Genomic DNA, 13,972 nt, shown 5'->3' with positions numbered 1-13,972 from the left:
GTGCAATATGACGATTGACTTTAATTAGTTTGCTAACTATCATAATAATACCACAGAAAAGGGGTGCACTGATGCAGCAGCAGTATTATTTGGGGTATGAGATCAAGGCAGTATCGAACCTGATGCGAAGAAAAATCTGGAGTCTGGGGGAAGGGCACCAGGAGATGCTGCCGGAGATCGAAGGTGTGGTGCTGGGGTTTCTCTGCCATAATCAGGAACAGAATATCTATCAAAAGGATTTGGAGAAGACGTTTTGTATCCGGGCATCCACTGCCTCCCGCCTGCTCAGGCATCTGGAGGACGGAGGCTTTATAGAGCGGCGCATGGGGAGTGAGGACGCACGCATGAAGCGGGTGGTGGCAACGCCCAAGGCAGTGGCTCTGAATAGCCGCCTGGAGCAGCGGATTGACGCTATGGAGGTCCTTTTGACCAAGGGCCTCTCCCAGGAGGAGCTGGATCAGTTTATGGCGACACTGGCGAAGCTCAAGCAGAACCTCATGTAGACGGACACCTCTTTTCTAGAAGGGCCGTGCGGCATGCACGGCTCATGATCGGTCGCCGGATGACATTTGACCCTGAGGAGGAATCTGTATGAAGAAAAAACGCGGGCTTGTCAGCTGCGTGCAGGAGTTTACAAAAGACGCGGTACTGACACCTATTTTCGTCGTGGGAGAGGTGGCCTTTGATGTGCTGATTCCCATGATGATGGCTCAACTCATTGACAAGGGCATTGACGCGGGGAACCTGAGCAATATCCTGCGGTATGGAGGGCTGCTGGTTGGCATGGCGCTGGTGGCGCTGGTGTTCGGGACGCTATCCGGCCGCTTCGCCGCACGGGCCTCCACTGGCTTTTCCCGGAATCTGCGGCGGGAAATGTACCGCAATGTCCAGAATTTTTCCTTTTCCAACATTGATAAGTTCTCAACGGGCGGAATCATCACCCGCCTTACCACCGATGTGACCAATGTACAGATGGCGTTCATGATGATCATCCGCGTGGCGGTCCGCTGCCCCATCATGCTGATCTGCGCCTGGGTGCTCACCTTTAAGATCAATCCCCAGCTGGCCATGATTTTTCTGGTGGTGATCCCTGTCTTGGCGGTTGGCATTTTTTTGATCATGCGGGGAGCGCATCCCCTGTTTGAGCGGGTGTTCAAAAAATACGACGTGCTGAACAATGTGGTACAGGAAAATCTGCTGGGTATCCGGGTGGTCAAATCCTTTGTTCGGGAAGAGCATGAGAAGGAGAAATTCGGGAAAATCTCTCAGGAGATTTACGCGGACTTCTCCAAGGCGGAGAAGATCATCGCTTTTAATATGCCGCTGATGCAGGTGTGCGTGTACAGCTGTATGCTGGTGGTCAGCTGGCTGGGCGCTCATCTGGTTGTGAGCAGTCAGCTGACCACCGGGGAGCTCACCAGCATGTTCAGCTATATCATGATGATTCTCATGAGCCTAATGATGCTCTCCATGGTGCTGGTCATGATCATCCTATCCCGCGCCTCTGCCGAGCGGATCACGGAGCTTCTCAATGAGGAGAGCGATCTCCAAAACGGCCCCAACCCTGTGGAGGTGGTGAGGGATGGCTCCGTGACCTTTGAAAACGTCAGCTTTTCCTATGCGGGCGACCCGGAGAAGGAGTGCCTGAAGAATGTGAGCCTGGAGATCCGCTCCGGCGAGACGGTGGGGATTCTTGGCGGCACCGGCACCTCCAAGAGCACTCTGGTACAGCTGATCCCCCGGCTGTATGACGCCACAGAGGGCCGGGTCCTGGTGGGCGGCGTGGACGTCCGAGACTACGACATGGAGGCCTTGCGGGAGCAAGTGGCCATGGTGCTTCAAAAAAATGTGCTCTTCTCCGGCACCATCAAGGAAAACCTCCGCTGGGGCAAGGAGGATGCCACGGATGAGGAGTTGGTCCGGGTCTGCCAGTTGGCTCAGGCAGACTCCTTCATCCAGGAGTTCCCAGACAAGTACGACACGTATATTGAACAGGGCGGAACGAATGTATCCGGCGGTCAGAAGCAGCGGCTTTGCATTGCCAGGGCCCTGCTGAAAAAACCCAGGATTTTGATTCTGGACGACTCCACCTCCGCCGTGGACACCAAGACTGACGCGCTGATCCGAAAGGCATTCCGGGAGGAGATTCCGGACACCACCAAGTTCATCATTGCCCAGCGGGTCTCCTCCATCGAGGACGCCGACAAAATTTTGGTGATGGAGGGCGGAAGGATCGCTGCGATGGGGACCCATGAGGAACTGCTCCAAAGCTGCGAGATCTACCGCGAAATCTATGAATCCCAGACGAAGGGAGTAAATGACCATGAATAAAACGCCCGTGAATCGAAGCCATACGGTCAAGCGGCTGCTGGGCTACGTGTCCCAGGACTACCGGGGACGCTTTCTTCTGGTGTTGTTGTGCATCATGGTGAGCGCCATTGCTTCCGTGGCCGGGTCCCTATTTTTAAAGACCCTGATTGACGATTATATTGAACCGCTGCTGGCGATGGGCACGCCGGATTACTCCGGGCTGCTGCGGGTTTTGGTCATGATGGGGTGCCTGTATCTCACCGGCGCGCTGTGCGCTCTGGCCTATAACAGGCTGATGGTCACGATCTCCCAGGGTGTGCAGAAGAAGATTCGGGATGAGCTCTTCGGACACATGCAGACGCTGCCCATCAAATACTTCGACACCCATGCCCACGGCGACGTGATGAGCGTTTACACCAATGACGTGGACACCCTGCGCCAGATGCTCTCCCAGAGCATTCCCCAGGTGATCAACTCCGGAATGACAATCCTGGTGACTTTTTGCGGCATGCTGGCCACGAACGTCTTTCTCACCGGCATTGTGATTCTCTGCGTTGCGGGCATGCTGTCCGTGACCCGGGTGCTGGCGGGGCGCAGCGGGCGCTACTTCATGCGCCAACAAAAGAGCCTGGGCAGCCTGAACGGCTATATCGAGGAGATGATCAATGGCCAGAAGGTGGTCAAGGTCTTCTGCCACGAGCCGGAGGCTGTGGAGGGCTTTGATCAGGTGAACGACGCCCTTTTTGAGAGCGCCTGCAAGGCAAACCAGTATGCCAATATCCTTATGCCGATCCTTGTCAATATCGGCAATATCCAGTATGTGATTATCGCAGTGGCCGGCGGCGCTATGGCGCTGGCCGGCGTGGGCGGCGGCATCACCCTGGGCGTGATTGCGTCGTTCCTCCAGATGTCCAAGAGCTTTACCAACCCCATCAGCCAGATTTCCCAGCAGATGAACTCGGTGGTGATGGCGCTGGCTGGCGCGCAGCGGGTGTTTAATCTGATGGATGAAAAACCGGAGGAGGACCACGGCGCGGTCACACTGGTCAATGTCTCTTATGATGCGGACGGCGCTCAGCTTCAGGAGACGGAAAAACGAACGAACCTCTGGGCCTGGAAGGTGCCCCACGGCGTCGGCATGGTGATGGTGCCTGTCCGGGAAGAGGAGGATGGCACATTGACAGAGCTTTCCGAGCAGGTTTGCGGCGCAGAGCAGCACTGGGCCTGGAAATATTCGGACGGAGCAGGCGGCCAGACGCTGCGTCTGATTTTGGGACCGGTACGCAATATTCCCACGGAGAATTACTACCTCACAAAACTCTCAGGCGACGTGCGCTTTGACCATGTGGACTTTGCCTATGAGGAGGGAAAGACGATTCTCCATGATATCACGCTCTTTGCAAAGCCGGGACAGAAGCTGGCCTTTGTGGGAGCCACCGGCGCGGGCAAGACCACCATCACGAACCTGATCAACCGCTTTTATGACATTGCCGACGGAAAGATCCGCTATGACGGCATCAGCATCAACAACATCCATAAGCCTGATCTTCGCCGGTCCCTGGGCATTGTGCTCCAGGACACGAACCTTTTTACCGGCACGGTGCGGGAGAACATCCGCTATGGCAATCTGGACGCCACCGATCAGGAGGTAGAGGCGGCGGCAGCTCTGGCCAATGCCGATGATTTCATCCGCCGACTGCCCCAGGGCTACGACACTATGCTCACCGGCAATGGCGCCAATCTCTCCCAGGGCCAGCGGCAGCTGCTGGCTATCGCACGGGCCGCGGTTGCCGACCCGCCGGTGATGATTCTGGATGAGGCCACCAGCTCCATCGACACCCGGACAGAGGCCATTGTCCAGCAGGGCATGGACGCTCTGATGTATGGCCGGACGGTCTTTGTTATCGCACACCGGCTCTCCACGGTTCGCAATTCCAACGCCATCATGGTGCTGGACCATGGCCGGATTGTGGAGCGGGGCGACCACGAAGACCTGATCCGCCAGGGCGGGCTGTATTATCAGCTCTATACCGGCGCGTTTGAACTGGAATAAGCTGCGAAGACGCGGCCAGGTCCGGGGCAATACCCCGGCCCTCCGGAGTTTTCCCAGGAAAACCGTGCCGTTTCGCCACGGCAGGGGCCACAGAATAGGAAAGGCTCTGGAAAACAGCATGTTTTCCAGAGCTCTTTTTCATGGAATCAGCGCAGATTCTGCTCAGTCTGCGGGTCGAAAAGGTGGATGGCATCTGGACGAAAGTCAAAGCGGATCTGCGCGCCATAGGCAATGCCGCTGCGCAGCGCCTCAGGCAAATCCACCGTGGGAACCCGAAAAATTACATCCTGACGGTTGCAGGCGACGTGAAGATGATACTCGCTGCCCATCATTTCAGAGACCTCCACAGTGCCTGTGAAAGCGTCCGAGGCGTCGGTAAAGCGGATGTGCTCCGGCCGGATGCCCAGGATGACCTCCTGAGAATCGGTGTTGAGTGCCTTTTGCACCGACTCAGCCAGGGAAACGGAGATCTCTCCGACCTGGACATGGTAGGCGCCCTCGCCATCCTTCACCAGACGGGCCTTGAAAAAGTTCATCTGAGGCGTGCCAATAAAGCCGGCCACAAAGACGTTGACGGGGTGGTTAAAAACCTCCTGGGGCGTGCCGATCTGCTGGATGTAGCCGTCCTTCATAATCACGATGCGGTCTCCCAGCGTCATGGCTTCCGTCTGGTCATGGGTGACATAGAGGAAGGTGGTGTTGATCCGTTGGCGCAGCTTGATGATCTCGGAGCGCATCTGGTTGCGGAGCTTGGCGTCCAGGTTGGAGAGGGGCTCGTCCATCAGCAGCACCTTGGGCTCCCGCACGATGGCGCGGCCAATGGCCACCCGCTGGCGCTGGCCGCCGGAGAGAGCCTTGGGCTTGCGGTCCAGGTATTGGGTGATGCCGAGAATCTCGGCGGCGTCCTGTACACGCTGGTTAATTTCCGCCTTGGGCATTTTTTTGAGCTTGAGAGGGAATTCCATGTTTTCCCGTACCGTCATATGGGGATAGAGGGCGTAGCTCTGAAAGACCATGGCGATATCCCGATCCTTGGGGGCCTCGTCATTGACCAGTTTTTCGTCAATGTACAGCTCCCCTTCGGAGATTTCCTCCAAACCGGCCACCATCCTGAGCGTGGTGGATTTGCCGCAGCCAGAGGGACCCACTAGAACAATAAACTCTTTATCGGCAATATCCAGGCTGAAATCGTGGACTGCGGTGACTGCATGGTCGTAGATTTTCTTGACATGCTTCAGACGAACAGTTGACATACTCTTGACCGTGGCCTCCGCGCCTCCGCACGAAAGCCTCTCCAACAGGGGGGCGTCCCCTGAGAAATTACGGCAGGTCTCCACACTGCCGCACCGCCGGCCGGCGGCCTGCTTCCTCCTTCTGTTCGATCCCGGCCCCTATGGAAATGGAGTAGGGGACGGGTCCTAAATTATGTGATCCGGCTTGCAGAGGGCCGGGGACCACCTTGCGTGAAAGCATCTGCAGCTGGCCCGCAGATGCTGCATATCACAAAGCCCTGCCTGGTCACTCCCGCAGAGGATACCATTATTTTAACAGCAAAGAACGCGTTTTTCAACATCAAGAAGGTGGAAAAGACTGCGCAGATGCCGGCGAGCTCTGCCGGGAAAATCACATACCATTCTGTGCGGCCCTGTGGTATACTATTCCCAAAGGAGCGATGCGTATGTGGGAAGTGCTGCTTCTGGAGGACGACGCCGCGCTGGGACGGGGTGTGCGCCTGGCTCTGCAGAGCGAAAAACTTCATGTGACACGGTGCGGCACGCTGGTTCAGGCACGGGAGGCCTGGGGCCGGGGCGCCTTTGATTTGCTGATTCTGGACGTCAACCTGCCGGACGGCAGCGGGCTGGGATGGCTGCGGGAGCTGCGCCGGGAGAGCGCCGTGCCCGTAATTTTGCTGACGGCCAACGACATGGAGACGGACATTGTGGCGGGGCTAGAGACCGGCGCCGACGACTATATCACCAAGCCCTTCTCCCTGGCGGTGCTGCGGGCCCGGGTCAATGCCCAGCTGCGCCGGGGGACTCCGGCGCCCTCCGCCTGTTACGAGGCGGAGGGATTGAGCCTGGACTTTGAGCGGATGGAGTTCCGGAGGGACGGGCAGATCGTGGAGCTGAGCAAGACGGAGCAAAAGCTCTTGCGGGTGCTGGTGGAGAACCGGGGCAGGACGGTGCCGCGGGAGACGTTGTTGGATCGGGTCTGGACGGATGGAGCGGAGTATGTGGAGGAGAATGCCCTCTCCGTAACGGTGAAGCGGCTGCGGGACAAGCTGGAAGAGATGCCCTCCAAGCCCCGGCTCCTCAAAACCGTGTACGGCATCGGCTATACCTGGGTGGCGAAATGACGGCGCGGGAGGAATTGCTGATAGGTGCGGCCCTACTGGCGGTGCTAGCGGCACTGGTCCTGGCAGCGTGGGGCCGCTGGCGTACGCGGCGAGTGATGCTGCGCCTGGAGCGCATGCTGGAGGAGGCCATCCGGGGGACCTTCACGGAGACGAGCTTTGACGAGAGCCTGTTCTCTGCTGTGGAGACCCAGCTGGCCCACTACCTTGCCGCCTCCGCGGTCTCCGCCCGGAACCTGCAGGAGGAAAAGAACAAGATCAAGAGTTTGATTGCGGACATCTCCCACCAGACCAAAACGCCCATCACCAACGTGCTGCTGTACGCGCAGCTCTTGGGGGAGCAGGACCTGCCGGAGGAGAGCCGCGCCCTGGTCACGGCCCTGGAGGGGCAGGCGGAGAAGCTCCAGTCCCTCATTGAGGCCCTCGTGAAAACCTCCCGTCTGGAGACAGGAATTCTGGAGCTGCACCCCCGGCCCGGTCTCCTGGGGCCCATGCTGGAGGATGCTGCGGCCCAGTTCGCCCCCAAGACGGCGGCGAAGGAGCTGACGCTGCGGGTGATCGCGCCGGAGATGCGGGCGGTCTTTGATGCGAAGTGGACAGAGGAGGCGGTGTGCAACCTGCTGGACAACGCCGTGAAATATACGCCCGCCGGGGGCAGTATCACCCTGGAGGCCATCGCCTACGAGCTCTTCTGCCGCATCGACGTCACCGACACCGGCCCCGGAATTCCGGAGGCGGAGCAGGCAAGGGTTTTTCAGCGATTCTATCGCTCCGCTGCCGCCTATGAGGCGGAGGGCGTGGGGATTGGGCTGTACCTCAGCCGGCAGATTGTCCAGGGACAGGGCGGCTATTTAAAGGTGTTCTCCCGCCCGGGATACGGTGCGAAATTTTCCATGTATCTGCCCAGGGAGACTAATTTGTAAGTTAGGGAATAATTAGGCTTTAGGTGCTTGACAGAAGTTCCTGCGCCCTGGCCCGGACAGCGGGCGCGGTGCGCCCGCTGTCCACGATGTACTGGAGGGCGTGGTGCTCCCAGCCCATCCGGAAGAGATACGCGGCGCAGGAAGCTCGGGCCCGCTTGGACTGCTCTGTGAAGTCCTCCTCCATAAAAATTAGGGGGTCCTCCCGGTTTTGAAACTGCTGGTAGTAGCGGACAAAGACCGATTTGCCAATGCTGTCCAGCTTCCGGCGGAGCACGGTTTTCTCCTGAACAGACAGCCGCCGGGGCCGGGACGGCTCATCTTCTGCTTCCGTCGGAAGGGGTAAGGTGCCGGCAGCGCTGTCCGCCGCGGGAATCTCCGTCAGGCGGTACCGGGGCTGGTCCCCCCGGATAATGATGACCTCCTGATACGTCCTCAGCAACTGCTCAATTCGCGTGAAATCCTCAGTCAGGCAGCTGAAGGGCACCATGTTCTCAAAAGACATATGCGATTCCTTCCTTTCTTTTTATGGAGATGCATCTCCCATGCAGGGAATTCTTTACCAGCCGACGTTTCCTGGAGCTAGGAGATTGTAGGCCAAATATATACCTAAAATCCCCTTTCTGTCAAGGGGTTAGGGCATAAAAGCCTAAAATCTCCTATTTTCCTGCGGTGCAGAATCTTTCAAACTTGTAAGATTTCAGAAAGATTGTGGAAAGATTTCTTTGATAGAGTCTGTATTGTCGAAAGGCAATACAGGTTTTCTCTATGGAGGTAAGAACATGATGACAATTTTGGAGACCAGGGAGCTGCGGAAGATTTACGGCTCCGGGAACACCGAGGTGCGGGCTCTGGATGGGGTGAACCTCAGCGTGGAAAAGGGTGAGTTCGTGGCGGTGGTGGGCACCTCCGGCTCCGGCAAGTCCACGCTGCTGCACATGCTGGGCGGGCTGGACCGGCCCACCTCCGGCACCGTCACCGTAGATGGCCGGGAGCTCTCTGCCCTGAAGGACGAGGCCCTGACGATTTTCCGCCGGCGGAAGATCGGGTTTGTGTTCCAGAACTACAACCTGGTGCCGGTACTGAATGTGCGGGAGAATATCATTCTGCCCATCCAGCTGGACGGAAACCAGCCTGATAAGGCTTATGTTGCACAGATTATAGAGACGCTGGGACTGGAGTCGAAGCTCCAGAACCTGCCGGGAAATCTCTCCGGCGGCCAGCAGCAGCGGGTAGCCATCGCCCGGGCTTTGGCGGCCAAGCCCGCCATTATTTTGGCCGATGAGCCAACCGGCAACCTGGACTCCGCCACCAGCCAGGACGTGATGGGCCTTTTAAAGGTCACAAGCGAGAAGTTCAGCCAGACCGTGGTGATGATCACCCACAACGAGGAGATCGCCCAGATGGCGGACCGGATCATCCGCATTGAGGACGGCCGGATCGTGGTGAGAGGGTGAGCGCCATGATGAAGGTTTCCAACGGCAAGACCATCCGGCGCCTGGGCTGGCGCTCCATGCGGGCGGCCAGGACGCGCAATCTCGTCGCCATTGCGGCCATCGCTCTGACCACGGTGCTCTTCACGTCCCTTTTTACCATCGCCATGTCCATCAACGACGGCTTCCAGCAGTCCAACTTCCGTCAGGTGGGCGGCTGGTCCCACGGCGGCTTCAAGTACCTGACGGAAGAGCAGTTCCACGAGCTGAGGGACGATCCCCTGATTGACGAATGGGGCCTGCGGCGCTTCCTGGGGATGCCCCGTGAGGTGCCCTTCAACAAGTCCCACGTGGAGGTGGGCTATTCCGATGCCAACGAGGCCCACTGGATGTACTGCGACCCAGTGGAGGGCCGATTGCCGCAGGAGGGCACCGACGAGGCCGCCACGGACACCCATGTGCTGGAGCTGCTGGGCGTGGCACCGGAGATCGGCGCCAAGTTCACCGTCACCTTCGATGTGGACGGACACCCCACGACCCAGACCTTTACGCTTTGCGGCTGGTGGGAGTATGACGAGGCCATTGTGGCAAACCACATCCTGATTCCGGAAAGCCGGGTGGATGCCATCCTGGACGAGGTGGGCGTGGACCCCGCCGCCTCCGCCGACGGCATGACCGGCAGTTGGAACCTGGATGTGATGCTCAAAGGTGGCTCCCGGCACATTGAGCAGGATCTGAATCAGATCCTGGCCGACCACGGCTACCAGAGCGAAGCCGCTGGGGACGACTACATCAACACCGGCGTGAACTGGGGCTACACCGGCGCCCAGCTCTCCGACAGCATGGACCCCCTCACGATGATCGCCATCGGCGCGGTGCTGGCGCTGATCATCTTTACCGGCTATCTCATCATCTACAATGTCTTCCAGATCTCCGTCACCAATGATATTCGGTTCTACGGCCTGCTGAAGACCATCGGCACCACCCCCCGGCAGCTGCGGCGGATCATCCGCCAGCAGGCGCTGACGCTGTCCCTGGCGGGCATCCCACTGGGGCTTGTGATCGGCTGGCTGGTGGGCGGACGGTTGACGCCGGTGATCGTTGCCCAGCTGGACGGGGTGGTGAGCGTTGCCTCCGCGAACCCCTTGATCTTTGTGGGCGCGGCAGGATTCTCCCTGGTGACGGTGCTGCTTTCCTGCCGCAAGCCTGGCCGCATGGCCGGCCGGGTCTCCCCCATTGAGGCGGTGCGCTACACGGAGGGCGGGAATCTCAAGCGCAAGACAAAGCGGAATGTCAAGGGGGTCTCCCTGTTCTCCATGGCCTGGGCCAACCTGGGCCGCAGCCGGGGCAAGAGTGCGATTACCGTGATTTCCCTGTCCCTGGCGGTGGTGCTGCTGACCATCACCGCGACCATTACCCGGGGCTTTGACATGGATAAGTACGTCTCCAACTTCACCGCCAGCGACTTCATTGTGGCGGACGCCGGCCAGTTCCAAACCGGCGGAGAAGGTTTTAACACGGATATGGGGATTCCCCAGTCTGTCATTGATGACATCGACGCCCAAGGCGGCATCACCGGCGGCGGTCTGGTCTACGGCGAGACCTCCGCTGTGCAGGAGTTTGTCACCGAGGACTACTACCGCTCTGTCTGGAGCCGCTGGAACGACCCGGAGACGCTGGACTTGATGGTGGCTTCCAAAGACCGCAATGAGGACGGTCTGCTGTCCGACCGGGCGCAGCTCTATGGCATGGAGCAGTTTCCCCTGGACCACCTGACGGTGCTGGACGGGGATCTCAGCAAGCTCAGCGAACCCGGCGGGCGGTATGTGGCCGCCGTGTACAGCGACGACGACTACGGCAACCCGGAGATGGACTCCCACTGGGCCCGGCTGGGAGACACGGTCACACTGCGGTATGTGGAGGAATTTGAGTACTATAACCCCAACACCGGCGAGGTCTACGGCCCCTTGGAAAACGTGCCGGCCGGGGCCAACTATGTGAGCCGGGCGGTGAAGTACCGGGACGTGGAGTATGAGGTGGCGGCACTGGTGGTAGTGCCCAGGGCTCTGAGCTACCGCTACTACGGCGCGGACGAGTTCATCATGAACGACCAGACCTTCATCCAGGACACCGGCACGGACAGCGTCATGTACTACGCCTTTGATACCACCGACGAGGCAAATGCCGGTATGGAGACCTTCCTCCAGGACTATACGGAGAACGTGAATCCCCAGTTCGACTACGAGAGCAAGGCCACCTACGCCGCGGAGTTCGAGGGTATGCGGGCCATGTTCCTCATGCTGGGCGGGGCGCTGAGCTTTATCGTGGGACTGGTGGGCGTGCTGAACTTCTTCAACGCCATCCTCACCGGCATCACGGTGCGCAAGCGGGAGTTTGCCGTGCTCCAATCCATCGGTATGACGGGAAAGCAGCTCAAGACCATGCTGGTATATGAGGGATTACTCTATGCCCTGGGAGCGGTGGTGATCTCTCTGGTGCTGGCGGTGGTGCTGAGCCCCCTGGCCTTCCGCGCCGTGGGGAACCTGTTCTGGTTCTTCACCTACCGCTTCACCATTTCTCCCATTTTGATTGTGGCTCCCATCTTCGCGCTGCTGGGCATCCTGGTGCCCCTGGCAGTGTACCGCTCTGTGGCCAAGTCCACCATTGTAGAGCGGCTGCGGGAGGCGGAAGCCTGACATGAAAGCCCCTGTGCGGTTGTCCGCACAGGGGCTCTTTTCATCTGTCCGTGTCACAGACGCTTCCCACCGGCCATGCGCCGGGGGGTGGTGATCCGCAGGGCCTGGCAGACCCGGCGCCGGGTGAAGCGGTAGACGCCATAGAGCACCAGGGAGACAGCAGCGATCACGGCGGCGCAGACAGCCATGCCGGCAGACTCGCCGGGGGTGAAGCGGTTATCATTGAAGTACATGATCATGGTATAGAAGGCGGAGATCAGTCCGGTGCCCACGATGGCCGGCACCAGGAACACCTTACCCATCTGCCCCCTTACGGAGCGGAAGAGATAGGCATTCGGCGCGCCCAGGTGCCGCAGGTCGTCGTAGACGCGGCGGTTGGTGAGGGCGATGGTGAAACAGCGGGTATAGGCGATAACGACCACCGCCGCGAAGCAGATGAGGGCGATGAAGATGAAGAGCATCAAAAAGACCGCCATCGTGGTGACGAAGTCGTTCTGGTCCAGAATCCGGAACTGGGGCATGTAGAGCCAGTAGTTGCGGAAATCCGAGGAGTCTCGGTCCTCCCGCTCTATGACGGGGAAGCCATGGGCAGCAATATTTTCCCGGTTATAGGGATAGGGCTCCCCGGCCTCCTCCGCCAGCGTATCCCGCACCAGGTCATAGGCGTCCATCTGCAGCACCTCGACGCCGGAGCGGTCCACAATTTCGTCAAAGAGGGCACGGGCAAAGGAATAGCCCGCCTCCGGCGCGTTGAAGAATACATACGTCTCCCGCCAGAGGTCTGTGAGGCCCTCCGTGATAGCGGCGTAGTCGGCGTCGTCCAGCACATAGCTGCCCAGCAGCATGGTGAAGCACAGCGGTTCCGCCGGGATCACCCGCAGCGCCTTATGTGTAACCATGTTGGTGATGAGCGTCACGTCGCCGCCGGAGAGATAGTCGCTGCCTCCCTCGTCATCCAGCACGTTGGCGCAGGTGCCGGGAGCCAGATCCACGCTCTGCCCAGTGAGGGCGTTCCAGGCACTCTCGGAGAAGAAGACGGCGCCGCCTTGAATCTCCCGGTACTCCGTGGTGTAGGTGGTGCCCAGGGCACCATTGTCGTGCTCGACGGACTCATAGCCGTCGCTGGCGAGATAGGCGGCTTCTCGCTGGGTCCAGGAGGTGATTTCCACGCCCTGCTCCGCTGCCAGGGCCTCCACCTCCTCCCGCTGAGGAAGGGGCTGATCATTCCGCCAGTGATATTCAAAGTCTACCGGGCGGCTGCCAAAGCTGTAGGTGGAACTGGTGTTCAGCATGGGAGCGTAGAAGCTGGCGAAGTAGGCGCCGGCGATCAGCAGCGTCATTACCAGCATATTCCGTACGGTCTGACGGCCCTGAAACTTCATCATGGACGTTGCGATGATGTCCCGGTATCTGCGGCCCTTTCTCCAGCCATTCACAACCGTGTGCAGGAGAATCATGTACATCCCCGCCAGGGCCGGGAGATAGAAGACGGCGTCCACCACGGCGGGCGGGTACCAGTGAAGTACGTTGACAAAGAACGAGGGCATGAGATACCCGCCCGCGCCGCCAATCACCAACAGGGCGACGCCTGCGGGACCATACCACCGTTTGACCTCCCGGATGGGCTCGGACTTATGGGACTCCTGGACAATATCGATGATGTTCGTGCGGCGGATGGACCGTCCGCCCAGCAGGAACAGCACCGCCACCACATATCCGGCAAAGGCCAAGGCCAGCAGATAGGACCGGGGGTCAAAGGAGAGAGACATCTCCTGAGAGTCCACCAGAAACAGCCGAAACAGCTGCCACACGGCCCAGGCCAGAGGACCGCCCAGCACCGCGCCTGCGGCGCAGGAACCCAGGGAGAGCACCGCTAGCTCCTTTCCCATCTCGCTTCTCAGTTGCCGGCGGGAGGCACCCAGGGCCAAAAACACACCGGTCTCCCGAGATTTCTGCCGGAAGAAGAGGCCGGCGGCATAGGTGGTGAACACGCCGCAGCCAATCACCGCCAGCACAAAAACCATCATCACCTGCTTGCGGCTGTCGCCTCCCTCCGGCAAGACGGAGAGAATGGTGGGCGAGCGCATCATGCATACATAGGCGGTGATCAGCAGCACGGAGAAGAAGCAGCAGAGCGCGAGAAGCGCGTACTGTCCCCGGTTTTTCCGCCGCAGGCGGGCATAGACCTGAGAAAATGTTTTCATACG

Annotated in this window: 10 protein-coding genes; 7 read left to right on the top strand and 3 right to left on the bottom strand. The window is 59.4% G+C overall.

Features of this window, described 5'->3' with window-relative positions; genetic code table 11:
- Positions 1 to 71: 71 nt before the first annotated feature.
- From KJS55_RS06290 to KJS55_RS06280, 3 genes are all read left to right on the top strand, one after another.
- Entirely contained in the window at positions 72 to 503 is a 432-nt protein-coding gene (locus tag KJS55_RS06290; RefSeq protein WP_187027871.1) for a MarR family winged helix-turn-helix transcriptional regulator, read from the top strand.
- An 88-nt stretch (positions 504 to 591) separates the two neighbouring features.
- Positions 592 to 2,331, top strand: a complete 1,740-nt coding sequence (locus KJS55_RS06285) for an ABC transporter ATP-binding protein (RefSeq protein ID WP_213542940.1) — start codon at positions 592 to 594, stop codon at positions 2,329 to 2,331.
- Positions 2,324 to 4,363, top strand: a complete 2,040-nt coding sequence (locus tag KJS55_RS06280) for an ABC transporter ATP-binding protein (RefSeq protein ID WP_213542939.1) — start codon at positions 2,324 to 2,326, stop codon at positions 4,361 to 4,363. Before KJS55_RS06285 ends, KJS55_RS06280 begins: the two co-directional genes overlap by 8 nt.
- A gap of 146 nt (positions 4,364 to 4,509) precedes the next feature.
- On the opposite strand, the gene KJS55_RS06275 is transcribed toward KJS55_RS06280, so the two are convergent.
- The gene (locus tag KJS55_RS06275) at positions 4,510 to 5,616 is read right to left on the bottom strand and encodes an ABC transporter ATP-binding protein (RefSeq protein ID WP_213542938.1); all 1,107 of its coding nucleotides are present in this window, start codon (positions 5,614 to 5,616) and stop codon (positions 4,510 to 4,512) included.
- A 425-nt stretch (positions 5,617 to 6,041) separates the two neighbouring features.
- Here KJS55_RS06275 and KJS55_RS06270 point away from each other — a divergent pair, with 425 nt between their 5' ends.
- Together KJS55_RS06270 and KJS55_RS06265 are read left to right on the top strand one after the other, a co-directional pair.
- Positions 6,042 to 6,719, top strand: a complete 678-nt coding sequence (locus tag KJS55_RS06270; RefSeq protein WP_213542937.1) for a response regulator transcription factor — start codon at positions 6,042 to 6,044, stop codon at positions 6,717 to 6,719.
- Entirely contained in the window at positions 6,716 to 7,639 is a 924-nt protein-coding gene (locus KJS55_RS06265) for a sensor histidine kinase (RefSeq protein ID WP_213542936.1), read from the top strand. Before KJS55_RS06270 ends, KJS55_RS06265 begins: the two co-directional genes overlap by 4 nt.
- Before the next feature lie 19 nt (positions 7,640 to 7,658).
- Here KJS55_RS06265 and KJS55_RS06260 read toward each other — a convergent pair whose 3' ends face one another.
- On the bottom strand, positions 7,659 to 8,141 hold the full coding sequence (locus tag KJS55_RS06260) for a hypothetical protein (RefSeq protein WP_213542935.1): 483 nt from the start codon (positions 8,139 to 8,141) through the stop codon (positions 7,659 to 7,661).
- 280 nt (positions 8,142 to 8,421) lie between these two features.
- Here KJS55_RS06260 and KJS55_RS06255 point away from each other — a divergent pair, with 280 nt between their 5' ends.
- The gene (locus KJS55_RS06255) at positions 8,422 to 9,093 is read left to right on the top strand and encodes an ABC transporter ATP-binding protein (RefSeq protein WP_187028298.1); all 672 of its coding nucleotides are present in this window, start codon (positions 8,422 to 8,424) and stop codon (positions 9,091 to 9,093) included.
- A gap of 8 nt (positions 9,094 to 9,101) precedes the next feature.
- The gene (locus KJS55_RS06250; protein WP_428846518.1) at positions 9,102 to 11,765 is read left to right on the top strand and encodes an ABC transporter permease; all 2,664 of its coding nucleotides are present in this window, start codon (positions 9,102 to 9,104) and stop codon (positions 11,763 to 11,765) included.
- A gap of 53 nt (positions 11,766 to 11,818) precedes the next feature.
- Here KJS55_RS06250 and KJS55_RS06245 read toward each other — a convergent pair whose 3' ends face one another.
- Positions 11,819 to 13,969: an ABC transporter permease gene (locus KJS55_RS06245; RefSeq protein WP_213542933.1), complete on the bottom strand. Its 2,151-nt coding sequence runs from the start codon at positions 13,967 to 13,969 to the stop codon at positions 11,819 to 11,821.
- Positions 13,970 to 13,972: the final 3 nt, after the last annotated feature.

It is taken from the genome of Pusillibacter faecalis (assembly GCF_018408705.1).
GTDB classification, from domain to species: Bacteria; Bacillota; Clostridia; order Oscillospirales; family Oscillospiraceae; genus Oscillibacter; species Oscillibacter faecalis.
The sequence above is the reverse complement of the archived record's forward strand: the minus strand, read 5'-3'. Positions and strand labels throughout refer to the sequence as shown.